The 16,623-nt window shown below is 31.8% G+C and carries 17 protein-coding genes and 1 rRNA gene; 8 read left to right on the forward strand and 10 right to left on the reverse strand.

Annotated features, from left to right (window positions below):
* The first annotated feature begins 13 nt into the window (after positions 1 to 13).
* From rrf to ACHRV3_RS22460, 5 genes are all read left to right on the forward strand, one after another.
* Positions 14 to 123 (forward strand): 5S ribosomal RNA (rrf, locus tag ACHRV3_RS22440).
* A gap of 669 nt (positions 124 to 792) precedes the next feature.
* Entirely contained in the window at positions 793 to 1,296 is a 504-nt protein-coding gene (locus tag ACHRV3_RS22445; RefSeq protein WP_395436220.1) for an endonuclease V, read from the forward strand.
* A 49-nt stretch (positions 1,297 to 1,345) separates the two neighbouring features.
* Positions 1,346 to 2,563 (forward strand): hypothetical protein, encoded by a 1,218-nt coding sequence (locus tag ACHRV3_RS22450; RefSeq protein WP_395436221.1) that lies wholly within the window; start codon positions 1,346 to 1,348, stop codon positions 2,561 to 2,563.
* A 17-nt stretch (positions 2,564 to 2,580) separates the two neighbouring features.
* Entirely contained in the window at positions 2,581 to 3,366 is a 786-nt protein-coding gene (locus tag ACHRV3_RS22455; RefSeq protein ID WP_395436222.1) for an alpha-ketoglutarate-dependent dioxygenase AlkB, read from the forward strand.
* A gap of 104 nt (positions 3,367 to 3,470) precedes the next feature.
* The gene (locus ACHRV3_RS22460) at positions 3,471 to 4,835 is read left to right on the forward strand and encodes a hypothetical protein (RefSeq protein ID WP_395436223.1); all 1,365 of its coding nucleotides are present in this window, start codon (positions 3,471 to 3,473) and stop codon (positions 4,833 to 4,835) included.
* Positions 4,836 to 4,857: 22 nt separating this feature from the next.
* On the opposite strand, the gene ACHRV3_RS22465 is transcribed toward ACHRV3_RS22460, so the two are convergent.
* From ACHRV3_RS22465 to ACHRV3_RS22480, 4 genes are all read right to left on the reverse strand, one after another.
* Entirely contained in the window at positions 4,858 to 5,256 is a 399-nt protein-coding gene (locus ACHRV3_RS22465; RefSeq protein ID WP_395436224.1) for a VOC family protein, read from the reverse strand.
* Positions 5,257 to 5,385: 129 nt separating this feature from the next.
* Positions 5,386 to 5,976 carry a Zn-dependent protease gene (locus tag ACHRV3_RS22470; protein WP_395436225.1) on the reverse strand — a complete coding sequence of 197 codons (591 nt, stop codon included), beginning with the start codon at positions 5,974 to 5,976 and terminating at the stop codon, positions 5,386 to 5,388.
* Positions 5,977 to 6,117: 141 nt separating this feature from the next.
* Entirely contained in the window at positions 6,118 to 6,825 is a 708-nt protein-coding gene (locus tag ACHRV3_RS22475) for a LytR/AlgR family response regulator transcription factor (protein ID WP_395436226.1), read from the reverse strand.
* A complete protein-coding gene (locus ACHRV3_RS22480) occupies positions 6,822 to 7,946 on the reverse strand; it encodes a sensor histidine kinase (protein WP_395436227.1) in 1,125 nt (374 codons plus the stop codon). Before ACHRV3_RS22480 ends, ACHRV3_RS22475 begins: the two co-directional genes overlap by 4 nt.
* A 214-nt stretch (positions 7,947 to 8,160) precedes the next feature.
* On the opposite strand from ACHRV3_RS22480, the gene ACHRV3_RS22485 reads away from it, so the two are divergent.
* The gene (locus ACHRV3_RS22485; protein WP_395436228.1) at positions 8,161 to 9,417 is read left to right on the forward strand and encodes a S41 family peptidase; all 1,257 of its coding nucleotides are present in this window, start codon (positions 8,161 to 8,163) and stop codon (positions 9,415 to 9,417) included.
* 136 nt (positions 9,418 to 9,553) lie between these two features.
* Here ACHRV3_RS22485 and ACHRV3_RS22490 read toward each other — a convergent pair whose 3' ends face one another.
* From ACHRV3_RS22490 to ACHRV3_RS22510, 5 genes are all read right to left on the reverse strand, one after another.
* On the reverse strand, positions 9,554 to 10,036 hold the full coding sequence (locus tag ACHRV3_RS22490) for an HAD domain-containing protein (protein WP_395436229.1): 483 nt from the start codon (positions 10,034 to 10,036) through the stop codon (positions 9,554 to 9,556).
* Between the two features lie 18 nt (positions 10,037 to 10,054).
* The gene (locus ACHRV3_RS22495; protein WP_395427775.1) at positions 10,055 to 10,324 is read right to left on the reverse strand and encodes a hypothetical protein; all 270 of its coding nucleotides are present in this window, start codon (positions 10,322 to 10,324) and stop codon (positions 10,055 to 10,057) included.
* Positions 10,325 to 10,655: 331 nt separating this feature from the next.
* Positions 10,656 to 11,807, reverse strand: coding sequence for a serine hydrolase domain-containing protein (locus tag ACHRV3_RS22500; RefSeq protein WP_395436230.1), 1,152 nt, complete (start codon positions 11,805 to 11,807; stop codon positions 10,656 to 10,658).
* A 172-nt stretch (positions 11,808 to 11,979) separates the two neighbouring features.
* Positions 11,980 to 13,002 (reverse strand): hypothetical protein, encoded by a 1,023-nt coding sequence (locus ACHRV3_RS22505; RefSeq protein ID WP_230003516.1) that lies wholly within the window; start codon positions 13,000 to 13,002, stop codon positions 11,980 to 11,982.
* 40 nt (positions 13,003 to 13,042) lie between these two features.
* Positions 13,043 to 13,660, reverse strand: a complete 618-nt coding sequence (locus ACHRV3_RS22510) for a hypothetical protein (RefSeq protein WP_395436231.1) — start codon at positions 13,658 to 13,660, stop codon at positions 13,043 to 13,045.
* Positions 13,661 to 14,264: 604 nt separating this feature from the next.
* On the opposite strand from ACHRV3_RS22510, the gene ACHRV3_RS22515 reads away from it, so the two are divergent.
* The gene (locus ACHRV3_RS22515; protein WP_395436232.1) at positions 14,265 to 15,923 is read left to right on the forward strand and encodes a S41 family peptidase; all 1,659 of its coding nucleotides are present in this window, start codon (positions 14,265 to 14,267) and stop codon (positions 15,921 to 15,923) included.
* 105 nt (positions 15,924 to 16,028) lie between these two features.
* Here the strand turns inward: ACHRV3_RS22515 and ACHRV3_RS22520 are convergent, their stop codons facing one another.
* Positions 16,029 to 16,184, reverse strand: a complete 156-nt coding sequence (locus ACHRV3_RS22520) for a hypothetical protein (RefSeq protein ID WP_230003508.1) — start codon at positions 16,182 to 16,184, stop codon at positions 16,029 to 16,031.
* Between the two features lie 85 nt (positions 16,185 to 16,269).
* On the opposite strand from ACHRV3_RS22520, the gene ACHRV3_RS22525 reads away from it, so the two are divergent.
* Positions 16,270 to 16,389, forward strand: coding sequence for a LytTR family transcriptional regulator DNA-binding domain-containing protein (locus ACHRV3_RS22525; RefSeq protein ID WP_395436233.1), 120 nt, complete (start codon positions 16,270 to 16,272; stop codon positions 16,387 to 16,389).
* Positions 16,390 to 16,623: the final 234 nt, after the last annotated feature.

A 16,623-nucleotide genomic window follows, 5' to 3' on the forward strand; every position in this document is an offset into this window, starting at 1 on the left:
GTAACAACGACCTTAAGGTGGTTATTGCGGCGGGGCTCACCTCTTCCCATCCCGAACAGAGTAGTTAAGCCCGCCTGCGCAGATGGTACTGCAGTTATGTGGGAGAGTATGTCGTCGCCTTTCTTTTAAAAACCCTATCCAAATCGGATAGGGTTTTTTGTTTTATATAACTTTTGGTTGTTGGCTTTTTTAAACCATATAAGTGATGTAAGTTCAGTTTAGTTTTATCTTCGGGACCCTTGCGTAAACCTCTTGCGAACTTTGTGGTTAAAAAACTATAATTGATGTAAGTTCTCTAGTTTAGATTTACTTTGTATTCCTTGACTTAAAAGAAATAAGTCTACATGTTATGTAAATCTCGCAGAGTTGCGAAGTTAAAAATCAGAAAAAGTAAAGATGAATTCACATTCTTTAGATAAGCGAAATTTTTTATTGATTACTTTCCACGTTTAAAGCTTTTAAACTCTAAATGCAATGTAAGTTTACATGCTATCACTTTAAAGTATTTATATTGCTCGTATGGTTATAATTTTTACTTCCCCGCACTTCTTGGACTTGATTGGTTAATCTAGACAGAGGAGAAGGCTTTATAACATTATAACTTGATTTGTTACTCAGATATGATTTAAGTTAAGAAGTTATATAATATTATTTGGGGATGTATTATTTTGGGGTTACTAAAATTTCGTTTTTTAGTAAGAGAAAGTTTTTTAAATAAAATGTTATAAATCTATGTTATATGTTAAATAGTATTTTTTTTTAGATTACTTTTCGAATAAAAAAATTAACCTTATGATTCTAGCTTTTGATACTTATTATTTTGATGGAAAAGCAAAAACAGTTTGTCTTGAATTTGAAAAATGGGATGAAAATAAAAACTTTACTATTCATTCTGAAATAATTGAAAATGTAGAAGAATACATTCCCGGAGCATTTTACAGAAGAGAGCTTCCTTGTATTGTAAGTTTATTGACCAAAATTGGATTGAATGATATTGAAGCCATTGTTGTTGATAGTTTTGTGTATCTGGACGATGAAAAGAAATTTGGTCTAGGAGCACATTTGTACGAAAAACTGAATAAAGTAATTCCGGTTATTGGTGTTGCTAAAACTAATTTTGCCACTGTTGAGGAACACAAAATGGGTTTATGGAGAGGGGAAAGTAAAAAACCTTTATATATTTCTGCTATCGGTCTTGAACTTGAATATGCCTTTCAAAAAATTGAAAGCATGCACGGTGAATTCCGAATTCCAACTTTACTTAAAGAGTTAGATCGATTAACTAAGGAGGAATAAAAGGAGCGGAAAACATATCAAAATTTACATAAAAAGAATTGGACTACAGATGGATAATAAAATTATAAAAGGCAAAAACATTCTTATTGTTTTGCAGAAAACGGAAGAGATGAATCCGGAAGTTCATTATTTGACGGAAAATTTTTGCGGAACAGTAGTAAAGGATTTATCTGAAATTATGTTGCCTCAAGGGGACAGTAGAATTTACGTATGTGGGGATATAGATCGACTTAACAACGATAGTGCTACTTTATACATTATAAGAGAACTATCTATTAATTACGAACATTGTAAAAATAACAATATTCAAATAATAGGGCTTGGGACGGTTCCAATTCTTATCAATGATGCAGGTGTTTATTTTAGGGAAATCTTTAACGATCATGATTATTTTGATAGAATTAAATCAGAACATTTCTTTCAGAATTTAACGGAGTCTAATAAAGGATCAGCAGCTTTAAGAAAAGGAATTTATTTAACTGAAGTTTTAAAAGAAGTGATTGCTGATGAAAAGGAAATATTGCATTATCGACTTTTAAGGTGTTCCAGTAATTTTAGCGGACCAACAGATAATTTTCGCAATGCTGATTATCGTATAATCAATATATTGAATGATGCCGTTAAATATACTTTTGAACAAGAAATCAATTTAAATCATGTATTAGCGCAAATCTATGAAAACAAGATAAAAACAGACGAAAGCTCAAAAGACGTTAAGTCTAAAATAAAAGCGCATTCTGATAAAACGAAAGATATGCCCAGTGAGGGTATTATAGCGTTTTGTACTTTTTATGATAAATCTAATTTTGATAAATTAAAACCATCGGAAAAGGATAAGTATGATTGGTGTTATAAGAATTTAAGTGGACTAACTAGGCTTCAATTTAAGTTAAAAAATACTGTTAATGATGTTTCTTTAGTGAAAGAGTTTAGTGTAACACTATATCCTAATTCAGCATTTTTAATACCACTTTCAACTAATAGGTTGTATACTCACGAAATTAAACCGTCTGTGTTAAATGTAGATCAAATTCCAATCAGGATGGGGTATGTCGTACGTTGCTCAAATTTAGAGGCTTTGCACATGGATGGTCAAACTTATATTAAAGAAAATGATCAATTGATTGAATTAGAGCAAATGACTCCAGAAACGATGGTCAATTTGAGAAATACCTATTATGAAGAAAATATGACGGAAAAAAAAGTCGAATATGGAAAAATTCACTTCAGTATGAATTCAGGTGATTATGAAAAACCATTGTATTAAACGAAACTTGTATTGAAATGAAGATTAATTCTGATTTTTATAGAATTACATTGTCTTTGGAGAGTAACCTTTTTAAAGGGTTATTTAATTCTGTTGATTTTGAAGATACTGCCAAAGGAAGAATAGGGAATCATTTAGTTAATGTAGCAGAAAAAGGTATACCAATTGTTCGGACTACTACAACGTATACTATTCCGGCACATAATTTTTCGTCTATTCACCATGAGTTAATAGAACGTTTAAACGATACAATTCATGTAAGTGATATGGGGCAATTACCACAATTAGCATTCAATAATGCATTAATTGAAGTGTATGATACTAGTTATGCTACGATGAAATATCATTCAGATCAATGTTTGGATTTGGAGTTGGACTCTTATATAGGTCTTTTTACTTGTTATGAAAATCCGGATGGATTATTGGAAGAAAATTTAAGACAGCTTAAAATCAAAGACAAGATAACGGATGAAGAATTTTCTATTCCATTAACACATAATTCTGTTGTTTTATTTTCATTGTCAACGAATGCAAGGTTTTTACATAAGATTATATTGGAATCGACAGCTAAGAAGTCAGATAATAAGTGGCTGGGTATTACATTTCGAAAATCAAAAACGTTCGTACAGTTTGAGAATGGTGTGCCTCGGTTTTCTGATGGAGAATTATTGGAGTTAGCGGATGAAAATCAAAAAACAGAATTTTTTAAATTAAGAGGACAAGAAAATAGCATTTTGAATTTTGTTTATCCGAGACTGAGCTATACATTAAGTCCGGGGGATATCCTTATGCCAAAGGAATGATTAATTACATTTTTTATGGTTTTAATTTTTGCAGGTGGTAAATTTATAATTTCATTTTAGTAGCAGCAGCTAAACTAACAGAATAAAAAAACAGGTTATTCTTTATGGATACAATACTTTGGGAGAAAGTTTTGGAATTTGACTTTGATCATCCAACTGGTCAATATGGGTTTTCGACACGATTAGCGCTTGAGAATCATTGGACGTTATATTTTACACAGAGTGCTATACTGGAGTACAAAAAGTTTATGTTCCTGGCGGCAACCAATAATGAAATGGTTTCACCTTCGGAAATTGTGGATATTGTTTGGCATCAACACTTGATTTTTACTAATTCTTATTCGGATTTATGTAGACTGCTAGATAAAAGGATTGAACATATTCCGTCTACTCATAACCGAATTGATTTTGAAAAATTTAAAATCGCAAAAGAGAGAACTACAAAATTGTATGAAAATCTTTTTGGAACCCAGCCTAGAGAGATTTGGTATTATGAAAATGAATTAGATTCTTTAAACTTCGACAAAAGCAAATATGAGATTTCGAAGCTCAGAAAAATGTTTTTGTGGTATTCTATATTTCTTGCTTTCCCAATTTGCTGGATTATTTTTCCAGTTTTAATACAAATCCAGAATCCCCATTTTTTACTATTTTATATTTTGTCTTTCGGATTGATTATTCTCTTTTTGGAATTTTATATCAGAAGGAGCTTAATTTCGTTGTACGAGAATATTAAATCAAATTCAATTTTAAGAAATCTCACCGCTTTTGAATTGGTCTTTTTTAAAGAAAACAAATTGGAAGCTGTAGTTCATGGTGTGGTAAACAATTTAATAAAGAATAAAAAAGTTATAATTTTAACGAATGACAGATTACAATTAATCGATGAAGATGTTGTTGATAATGCATACGAGAATTGTATCATCGAAATCATGAAAGAGTATGATACCATGTCCTATAAGTTTTTGTGTATATCAGCCATGCAAAAGCCAATTTTTGAGCAATTGCGAAAAGGTGTCTATAGAATCAGGGAAAGAATTAGCAGCTCAAAAGAATTTATATCGGTGATGATTTTATCGATGATTGTTTTAGGATCATTATTAAGTATTCTTTTTAGTAGATTCATCTCGGGAGTATGGAGAGATAAACCTGTTGTTTTTTTATTGTTAGCAATTATTGCCATAGTTGTGATCACTTCTTACTACTTAGACAGGGTACTAAATTTAATGTTTACTAAAATTATACCTTCGCATTTTATAGCAGAAGTGCGGGAAAGCAATAAAAATGAAACTAGTTGGGAGTGGAATTATTTCCTTTATGGAAATGTGATTCTGGCAAGCTCGTTTGTACCTATAACAAATTATGATTCGAATGTTTCTTGGACTAATAATTCGAGTAGTTCGGGATCATGCAGTTCTTCGTGCGGAAGTTCCTGTGGAAGCTCTTGCGGTGGTTGTGGAGGGGATTAAGAGAACTGGAAGGCATTTGTTGCTACATGCCCGGCCAATATAAAACATTAAACTTATGGCCATCAGGATCTGAAAAGCAGAAGGTATAACCTTGTTCGTAGTTTTGTGGTTCTGAGAAAATTGTTCCGCCGGCTTTTCGAACTTTTTCAGCCCATTGGTCTACTTCTTCTTTGGTGTTAGCAGAAAGCGAAAATATAACTTCACTTTGAGCTTTCCAATTTCCGATTGCTCCATTTATATCCGTTTCTAGTTTTGATTTTTTGAAGAAATTAATGATGAATTTGTTTTTACCGAAATTGAAACTTGCATTTTCATCGGAACTATGTTTGTTGTTTGATTCAAATCCTAGTTTGATATAGAACTCATATGTTACTTTTAAATTGTCTGAGGCTAAATTTGCCCATATCATTTTAGTTTCCATTTTTAAAGTTTTAGATTCATTAGAAAAGTAAAGTTATGCAATTTAATGTTTTGAGTTGTTGTATCTAAGTTTTAGTGGTGTTTTGCTTTTATAGGCCTCAATGATACTATTTTGGTTGGAATTGTTGCTTTAGCGTAAATCCCAGTTTTTAGCTTTTAGAAAAGCACTGCAGTTTTTACAAAAGTCTTTTTCCTGATCGATTGGATTTCCTCCCTCGGCGTCTCTCATGAGGCAAGTTTTGACCTTACAATGTGGTAGGCCTTCGGTATGACCTAACTCGTGTAAAACGACTTTATAGAATTGTTCTTTTTTATTTTTATCCGATAATCTGAAATCGGAAACAACGCAAGCACTTCCGGGATGATAACCTAATCCCATAACACCCCAATCCTGATGGTTGTCTTTTGTTGTACTGATGTCTTTATGAGATAGTCCGACAATAACGGAATCTTTGCCAACTTTTGTCTTTAAATTTTTAATAATACTGTCGGCACGAAATCTGTTTCTGGGCTGGTAATAAGAACCTGAAGGGAAGTCTATCGACTTTCTAAGTACCACGTTTGGATTGATTTTTCGGATTTTTTCGAGTACCTCATTAGCCGAACCTACTTGGAAGTTTCCCAAAGGCTGCAAAACAATAATCTTTGGATGTTTTTCTGTCTTTGTCTTTTCACACGAAAGGAGAGAAAAAAAGCAAAATAATAGCAATATCTTATTCATGGTTTGTATTTTGTGTGATGGCTTTTTTAGATATTTTATGCACTTGAAATGCTTTGAAAAGTGGGGTTACTAATTGTTGCAAGATTGATGAAATCGTACTATTCTGAATCAAATTGATTTAAAGCAGGATGTAATTCCTGTTTAGAAAAACGTATTGATAGTTGCCTTGTAAGTTTGTCCAATGGGGATTTTGTATTGATTAATTAAAATTCGGTTTCCTTCAATTTGTTTGATTTTGTTTTTAGCAACAATAAAAGATTTATGGGTTCGAATAAAGTTGAATCCGACAAGAAGTTCTTCCAGAGTGGATATTTTTTGAGGACTTATAATCATCTCTTCCTTTAGATAGATTTTAGAATAATGTCCGTACGCTTCAATAAATAGTATGTCTTCAAAATGAATTTGGTGATGTTTTTTATTGCCTTTTATGAAAAATCCAGTTGCAGTATCGGACTTCGTTTCGGGTGTATGTAGTACGGATTTAGTATTCTTGTCTTCTATAGTATTAATTGTTTTATTAATTGCTTTTACAAAACGTTCAAAGCTAAAAGGTTTTAGTAAATAATCAGAAATGTTAAGTTCGTAACCTTCTAAGGCAAACTCTTTGTAAGCGGTGGTAACTATTATTTTTGGTGGATTAACCAGTGTTTTCAAAAAATCAAAACCGGATAATTTGGGCATGTTTATATCCAAAAAGAGTAAGTCGACCGTATTTTGATTTAAAAACGGCATGGCTTCAAAGGCATTATAACAATTCCCTACTTTTTCCAAATGCGGTAAATTGTTGCAAAAGTTTTCAATAATACGATGTGCTATAGGTTCGTCATCTATAATTAAATAATGAATCATGTCGTTTTTATTATTAGAGATAGTTTGTAAATCGTGCCTTTAACTTCAATTTGCATTTTGTGTTTGTGCGGATACAACAATTCTAAACGTTGTTTTAAGTTTTCTAATCCAATGCCCCTATTTTTATTAGATTCTATTCTTTCAAAATTATTTTCGATCTCAAAATAAATAGTACCGTTGGTCATTTTTAAATCAACATGAATATAGGCATTTTCTGTTAAGCTTTCTACACCATGTTTAAATGCATTTTCCAAAGGAATGATCAACAGCAATGGAGCAATTTGACCCTTTTTCTCTTGTGAACAATTAAATTGAATGTCGACTTTTTTTTGATATCGTATTTTATGTAAATCAATATAACTTTTTAAATATTCAATTTCGTCCTGTAGTGGCACAAAATCCTCTTTCCCCATATAAATGGTATAGCGCATTATGTCGGATAATTTTAAAACAACACTTGGTGCGTCATCTGATTTTTCAACAACTAAGCCATATAAATTATTTAAAGTATTGAAAAAGAAGTGTGGATTAATCTGGCTTTTTAATAGCGATAATTCGGCTTTAGATTTCTTTGATTCCAAGGTTTTTAGCCATTTCCATTGCTGATAGAACCAATTTAAAGTCAACGCAAAAAAGGGAATGGTTAAGATAATTTTAATTTCTTTTTCTTGTTGCAGATAGCTGCTTGTGTCCTCGGCATAAATCCTTATATAATAGAAATAACCTAAAGCCAAAATATAGAATACGATGGTAAGTAGGGCATGTTTTTTAAAATATAGCGGCGCCAGTATCGAAAAAAAACTCAGCCCTATGATTACGAATCCAACAAAAGTAATTGGGTTATCGGCTATTTTGGAATTCAGGTCATTGATTATGATAATGAAAAAAAGAAGAAGCAATGCGAACAGCTTTAAATAGGTTGTTCTATTTTGTTTTAGAAACGAAAAATAATAAATAGGCAGTGAGATTAACAACCAACTAAAAACAAAACTCAATGTGTTTGTCAATACTTCTGAATTCTCAATATGGATAAGCTTAAAATACAACAAAGCAACAACGATAATTCGATGAATTAACAATCCGTAAAGGAATGCTTTATATTTTTTTAGAAATTTTATCATGTTTCAAAAGTAAGTATTATTGCTTTTTTTCTGGTACAATTTGCATGAACACATTAAAAAACAGCATAAACAGTGTTTTTTTCAACTTCAAACCGATTTAAGTGTATAAAACAATTGTATGTGGCGAGTACTGATGTGTTGGTGAAAAATGTTTTATACGCTTTTGGTTCCCTCTTATGTTTGCGGGAAATTATATCAATTAAACAAAAGTATTATGAAAAATTATTTTAAAATCGTGTTTTTAATTCTATCATTTGCAATGACGCAAAATAGCACTGCACAGGACCTTAAAAATGTTTTAAGTACAAAACAGAAAGACGCTATTCTATCAGGGATAAAAACCAATATAAAGGAATCTTATGTTGATTTAGAATTATCAAAAAAGATGATAATTGAATTGGAGAAAAATTCAAAATCGAACAAGTACAAGGAGATTACAAGTCCTGCCGAATTTTCTAAAGCGGTAACAAAAGATCTGCAAAGTGTCAGTAATGATTTGCATCTTCTGGTTCGGTTTGAACCACAGCGTAGTGCTCAGAATAAACCGGAGATTACAGAGGAAGAGCAGCAAAAAAGAGAAAAAATGATAGCTTTGAAAATGGCAGAAACTAATTATGGTTTTAAGGATGCCAAAATACTCGAAGGAAATATTGGTTATTTAAATTTACTTCAGTTTGCAGATATAAAATACGCAGAAGAAACGGCTACTGCGGCAATGAATTTTTTAAGTAATACCAATGCGATTATTATTGATTTGAGAAATAACGGCGGTGGCGTTCCCAGTATGATGCAATTGTTAGCGAGTTATTTTTTTGACGAAACTCCGGTTTTATTGAGCGATTTCTACGAACGCAAGACCGATACCAAAACGCAATTGTATACGTTTGCAACCGTTAAAGGAAAAAGAACTATAAACAAACCGGTTTATATTCTAACTAGTGCACATACATTTTCTGCTGCAGAGGCCTTTACTTATACGCTAAAACATTTAGGTAAAGCCACTGTTGTTGGTGAAATCACAGAAGGTGGTGCCAATCGTGCCAAAAGAATTAACTTAAGTGATGGGTTTACGATTTCTGTTCCCTACATCAAAGCAATTCACCCGGTAACAAAAACGAATTGGGAGGGGAAAGGTGTGCAACCCGATATTAAAACAATGGAAAAAGATGCTTTTGTATATGCTTACATCGATGCGGTCAATAAAACTGTTACAGGAAGTAAAAATGGTATTTTAAATAAAATTGGTTATGTTCTTTTAAGCGAAAAATCTTTTGATGATGCTATAATTGTATTTAAGGAAAACACAAAGTTATTTCCAACAAATGAAAATACCTGGGACAGCTTAGGCGAAGCGTATTCTATAAATAAGGACAAAGAAAATGCGTTAAAATCGTATAAAAAAGCGCTGGAATTAAACCCAAATTTAGAATCGGCAAAAGAAATGGTTCAAAAATTAGAAGCTATTAAGTAAAACTGAAAAAAGAGTTCTATTTATTGGGTTTAGATATTGTGCTACGAAATATAACTTTTGATAAAGTACCAAAAAACTCCTCAAGAAATTAAGGAGTTTTTGGTATTCAATTTATAAAAAATCCGAAACTTGACTTTTAGACTGTTGAATTATGTAAATGAATGTGTTTTTTTTCTTGTAATGCTAATGCTTCACTAGCTATTTCGTCTGTTAATCCAACAGTAGCACTCGTTTGAATTAAATTCATTTTTAAAAATTCCGGCAAAGAGTTCAGCGATTTATCATCATCAATAATAATAAAATCTTCAAAGACAGTATTGCTGTTAAACCAATTTAAGATCTCCTCTTTCCGGCTCGAATAATTTGTGTTTTCAGTAAGACGAGTAATTTTGTTGGTTTTTAGTTTTCTTATGGCAAAGATATTTTTCCATTCTTCTACTGAATAATTAGATTTGTGAGAAGTAGTCAATACAATATCAGCACTTGTTTCAGAAATGATTCTCTGAAGTGCCTGAGTTGCCCTATGACTAAATGCAGGAAAACCGTCGCTTAAAAATTCAGGTCTCTTCCAGGAGTTAGCAGGAACCATAACGCCATCTATGTCTAATAAAATTAACATAAGTGCAAAGTTACTGTTTTATTTAATTATTTCAATTATTCTTTCGATCGTCATGTTGTTGAGTTTAGCGTCTATCTTGTTGAATTGTTGTATTTTATATTCTGTATCCCATTCAGTTTCGGTAAAAACAACTGTTTCCCATTCATGTTCGATCGTTGCTAATGTTTTTGGATATTTTGAGTTTTTAATTTCAACTTTTGCAATTAATGAACTTACATATCGATGATGTCCGTCAATTATTAAGTGATCACATGTTTTTATATTGTCAAACTTTATTCCATTTGCCATTTTCTTATAAATTCTATTTATTATAGGAAGAGAAAGCTTCTGATGGGTCGGCTTGAATTGTAAATAATTAGTAGCTAGAAATGTCTTGATCGCTTTTTTAGTAATTGTTTTCAATATTTATTTGCTTATTTTATTATTTGTCTGAAAAACCTTGTGTCAATTTATAGCTATTCCTAATTTTAAAAGTAATGTTATTCTTGTTTTGTGTGAAAAGGAATTGCTTTTTGAAGGGATCATTTTTATAATAGTTTAAAAATGAGAGGAAAAATAAAAGCGTAAAAAAAACTCCTCAAGAAATTAAGGAGTTTTTGATAATCTTACGAGTCATTGTCTATAGGAGATTCTTATTCTGTATTTTTTCAAATATGGTGTTTAATACTTCTTTCATGTCTTTTGGTGTATTTTCGCCACTTTGGTTGGTTACAATAAATACACCCATATTGTATTTTGGGAGTATGTAAATGAAACATTGTGATCGTGGAACTCCTCCGTGATGCATGTAGATTTCTCCCATTTTTTCGTCTTTTAGCACTCTCCAGCAGTAGCCTGCGCTAAATTTTTCATTGACTTTTACCAATCCTCTGTGAGATTCTGCTACATCGACATTGTTTTTTAATTGGTATTTAATGTATTTTATCATTTCGGGAACTGTTATTTTTACGTTTGCAGCAGCACCCCATGGTAATTTCTGATTCGGAAGAGTTATAGAAGGATAATCACAATGGTAACCAACGGCAAGGTTTTTTTCTTCTTTTTTCGATAGAACGAGTTGGACAGGTTTCATCTCAGCGTTTTTAGAATAGTATTCTTTTAACAGTACATCGAATTTTTTGTTGTATGTTTTTTCAAGAATAAGAGCCAAAAGTTCAATTCCTGCACTTGAATAAGAAAAGTTAAATCCCGGAATAGTGTCAATTTTAATGGTATGTAAGTCTCTTAAAAAATCTTTTTGAGTATAGTTTACCAGAATATCATTCATCTTTTTTGGTGTGTCTATATTGGTAAAGTCTTTTATGATTGCGGTCAATTCCAATGGGATCATATTGGGTAAACCACTTGTGTGCGTTAATAAATCCTTTACACGAACAGGAGAACCGTTAAAACTTAAATTTGGATAATCTTCAGCTAAATAGTTCTGAACAGGATCATCAAGGTTTATTTTTTTATCTAAAACTGCTTTTGCTACTAATGTTCCTGTGAAGGTTTTACTCAAAGAGCCAATTTCATAAATAGTTTGATTAGTAGGTAAATTTGATTTGCCTTTTTCTAGTTCACCGTAATGTCCAATAAATTCTTGGCCTTGGTATACCATTCCGATTGATACCGCATTAATGAGTGGTTTTTCGACCATTTTATTTGCTGTACTATCAATCAGGGACTTTAGAGGAAAGGTTGTCTCTTTTTCGTTTTTTATTTTCAATGAAGTTTGTGCTAAACAGAATAAAGGTAGTAGTAAAAAAATAAGTAAGTTTCTTTTTTTCATGATTTCTAGATTTTTGTGTTGTTAGTAACTGAAGGCAAAGGTGCTTTAGAAATATTCGTTAGGCGACCGAAAGAAAATACTCGTACCAATTTCTGTTAGTGAAATTGGTACGAGTATTTATTGAAAACGTACGAGTAGTTACAAACGACTCATAATTAGTGGTTTTAGGTGCTTATTTTAAAGTCCATTTTACAAAATTAGTCATAACCTCGGGCCAATGTTCTTTATCGTAATCCGGTTGTCCGTTTTCTTTTCTTTCATAAAAATTATGGTCTAAGCCTAAATATCTTTTATAGGTTAAGTTGTTTTTTGAATTTTGAATGTAAAACAAAGGAACCAAATCACATAAATCTGCTGTGGTATCATTTGTTCCGTATGCCAGATAAGTAGGGATTTTTATTTTTAACCAATCGTTTACCAAGGGTCTTGAGAAAGATTTCCAAGCCAGCAAATAGGGTTTTACCTTCACACTATCCGGTGTGTATGCATCCCGATACATCTGGTAGGTTTCTTCCATGTTTTTATCTGCTGTTTCCCAAGTGATTGCTTTACTTTCGGCTGCTTTTCTTTCTTCTCGCAGGAGCTGGTCAATTCTGCCAAATGGATTTGTGCTGAACAAACCTAAGTGGGTAACCTTTTTATTGTTTAAGGCAATTAGTGTTGCCACTTTAGAACCTTGGGAATGCCCTGCAACGATAAGTTTTGAATGGTCTACCCATTTCTGTTGCTGCAAAAAATGAATCACTTTATTGGCTCTGCTTTCGTAATTTTCTAAATAGTCCGCTTGTTCATAGGCGAGGGAGAGGGCTCGCGGCTCACTTGGATCCGGAACATAACTAAAAGAGGAATTGAGGTCTTTTTCGTTAGCAATTACCGGAGTCTCCGGCATTGAAATTACGATAAGATGGTAGTGTTTTTTTATTTCAGCAAAGTCAAAATTAGTTATACCGCCACCGTACATCCACATCTCTTCTTTTTCAGGTTTAATAAACAAAGGGATTGGTAAAGAACCCTGACAGAATAAAAAGATTGGTTTTTTCTCTTCCAATTTTGTGTCAATTACAATAAAATTAATCGTGTCTTTTTTCTCCTTTAAAGAAAATAAAATAGCCTGATTGTTTATGATCTCTAATTTTTGTGCAAAATTTAATTGAGTGAAAATAAACAGAATTAATGTGATTTGTAATTTTTGCATAATAGCGTTCTCTATGGTTGTTTTAGATTAGTTAATTTTTTTATTTATTTCTATGCAGTAGATCCGAATTGTCGCGTATTATTTTTTCGCAGGTTTTGTATAATTTAGTGATCTGAAGTTTGCTGTTTTTAGTGTTATTTGAGTTTCTCTTTTCGGGTTCAGACAAATAAAAAGCGGGAAACTCCTTTGAATTTCCATTGCTAAAATAAAATTGGGTCTGAAAATGATTTGGGATATCCAGATAGGTCTTTGCTCCATTTTCTAGGATTACGATCGGAAGTACTTCTTCTTTTGAGATTTGATCGATAGTTTTAGCATCCAGTTTTAAGAAACCGCATTGATCAAGTAGCAAAGGCTGATAGGTAAAATTCATATCTGTTAGTTGTAGATAACACTTAGAATTTTCCTTCCAAAAGAGGTAAGCCTCAAACATATTGGTCAAGTAAGTCTCTTCCTTTTCTCTCTTTCCTTCAGAATCTTCATAATAAGTCGTAACGTTAGCATAGCGACTATTGGTCAATACTACATAATCAGTAATCTGTTTTTCATGCATGATCTCGCGTGCTTTAGTGACAGAAGCTTCCAAGCCGTTTACTGTTTTTTGACTTTGTACAGTAATTGAAACCAGAAATAGAAATAACAATAAAGCTCGATTCATTTTATAAGGTCTGCGTTGTAGTTAGTTTTTCGTTTCAATCTTTTAAAGTCTTAAGAGTTTTTTTTCAAAGCCGGTAATGTTCTTTTTAAATTGTATGAATGATGGTGATTGGATTGTTAGTGTTTAGGAAAGACTAAAGTAGTATTTTTTTTTACTTCGGATTTGTCTTTTGTTTTTTTAAAGAATTTTGCCGTTGACATACTTTATGGTTACTAATCATTATTGGTATAAAACACAAAATGACGGAATTATCGATGACTTAGTTATTTGGTCGAACAGTAGAGTTTTAAAAATGAAGAAGTTATGTTTCTTTAGTTGAGGAAAGGAAAACAGAAAGTAGGATTAAAGTAGGTTTTGGTAAAATTATCCTAATTAACATAAATATTAAGAAATAGCTTACGTTCAATAATTATCTTGGTTCAGTTGTAATTTAAAATAATCTATTAAACTAAATCAAGTAAAAACATGAATTCAGAAACGGAACGATGGTTATTCAGAATTTTTAGAAAGAAGTTAAACCATGAATTAGATAAATTGTATGAAAAGTCCAGTTTGCCGGATTTTACTAACATGAACATTAGAAAAACTATATAAAACCAAAAAAATGACAAAAAAAATACTACTGCTTTTTATAATTTCTATTCAAATAGGTTACTCTAGCGAAATAAACAAAACCGAGAAACTATCCAGTTTATGTAAGGTTTGGGGATTTCTAAAATATTATCATCCCAATGTCGCCAAGGGAAAATACAATTGGGACGATCAATTACTACTGATTTTACCAAAAGTTGAAAAAGCGAACACTAAAGAAGAATTGTCTAAAGTCTATCTGGACTGGATTGAAAATTTAGGCGTCGTTAAAGTCTGTAAATCTTGCAGTTCTGTGAGCAAAAAAGAGCGTTTTGATAAGAATTTTGACCTTTCGTGGACTCAGGACGCTAATTTATTTACAACAGATCTCTCAAAAAAGTTAAAGTATATTGAAGAGAATAGATTTCAGGGCACAAATTATTATGTTACAACTACGAGTACTAAAAATATAAAAATTCGGAATGAAGTCAAGTATGATCATTTTGAGTTTCCGGACCCGAATTACAGATTAGTTGGATTGTTTAAATATTGGAATACCGTTGAGTATTTCTTTCCATACAAATATCTTACGGATCAGAATTGGAACGATGTTTTAACAGAAATGATTCCCAAATTCCAAGAGGCGAAAAATGAGTTTGAGTATAATTTGGCAATGTTGGAAACGAGTGTCAAAGTTGATGACAGTCATAGTGCATTTCGAACAATACAAACGATAGAATATTTTGGTTCTAATTTAATTCCTTATGAATTATCAATTGTAGAAAACAAGGCGATTGTTACAGGTTTTTTGAATGATTCTTTAGCGGCACTGAATGATTTGAGAATTGGAGATATAATAGAGAAAATTGATGGTAAAACGCCAGATGAGATTTTAGAAACAAGAAATAAATATATCCCAGGTTCTAATAAAAAAGCCAAAGAGGATAATGTTTATTATACGCTGACTAGTGGAAATACAAGTTCTGTAAATTTTGAAATAAACCGAGATGGAGCTGTTAGCACCAGAACTATAAGCAGATATAAAATTGATGAAATTTATAAATGGGAAAAGAAAAAAACTGAAAAGTATAAGATTATCAAAAATAATATCGGATATGTAAATATGGACGCTTTAAAAGGAAATGATGTAGATGTTATGATGGATAAATTAGCAGGAACAAAAGGAATTATTTTTGATATCAGAAACTATCCGAATCATATTTTGTATCTTATTGCAAGACGTTTAAACCCGGAAGAACGGGATTTCCTTAAGACAACAATACCTGATTTGTCTTATCCCGGAAAGTTTATTTGGGAAGACCCAAAAAAATGTGGTAGAACAAATAAAGACTTTTATAAAGGAAAAATTGTACTGCTTGTGAACCAAGAAACGGGAAGTAGGGGAGAATACGTAACGATGTGTTTGCAGGCAGCAAATAATGTAACAACTGTAGGAAGTCAGACCTGGGGTGCAGACGGGCAAATGACTCCTATTGAATTTATAGGAGGTTATGAAGCTGGAATTTCCGGGACCGGTATATACTATCCTGATGGGGCTGAAACCCAAAGAATTGGCGTTAAGGTAGATGTTAAAATAGAACCAAGCATAAAAGGAATTAAAGAAGGCAGGGATGAAGTTTTGGAAAAAGCTATTGAGATAATAGAAAACGAAAAAATGATTAGTTCTAAATAATTGGTATAGAGTATTGGTCAAGTATATTTAATTAGACACCTGTAAATGTTTTATTTACAGGTGTTTTTTTATGGAGTATTAAGGTTTCTAATCGAGCCTATGTCCTCAAAAGTATAGGCCTAAGGATTGCAAACAATCGCTGCGAACAATTTGATTTACTTCGTCTAAATTTGTTTTGTAATTCATCAAATGCGGATCTATACCGTCTTTAGGAATTGTAACTACTGCTCTTAATGAATTTGCTTTGGAAGTTGAAAACATACTTTATATTGAAGCAACAGAAAATTATATCAAAATTGTAATTACCACCGAAATAATTACAATTCGCTAGAGGTTATCTGCCTTTTTGGATCAGTTGCCAAAAGATGAATTTATACAAGTTCACAAATCTTTTGCAGTTACTCCGAAACATATCAAAAGTATCGAAGGCAACCAAATAGGTATTACAAATTACCAAGATATCTAATTGGCAAAATCTATAAACTCAATATTGTGCAATTGCTTAAGTAGTATTCATTTGCATCGTAGGTTTTGCGTTAGTAAATCAACTCACAAAAGTTTATATAACGGTTGATTTTAAAGCTATAGAAAAATTAACATTCAATACCATTATATTTTTGTGGTCCTTATGAGTCTGTTTACGAATCATTTTTTGGAAGGTTTGAAGAGATTATCTATATTTAGTTGATTTATGTATCGA

The organism is Flavobacterium sp. FlaQc-49, assembly GCF_044005985.1.
Lineage (GTDB): Bacteria > Bacteroidota > Bacteroidia > Flavobacteriales > Flavobacteriaceae > Flavobacterium > Flavobacterium cupriresistens.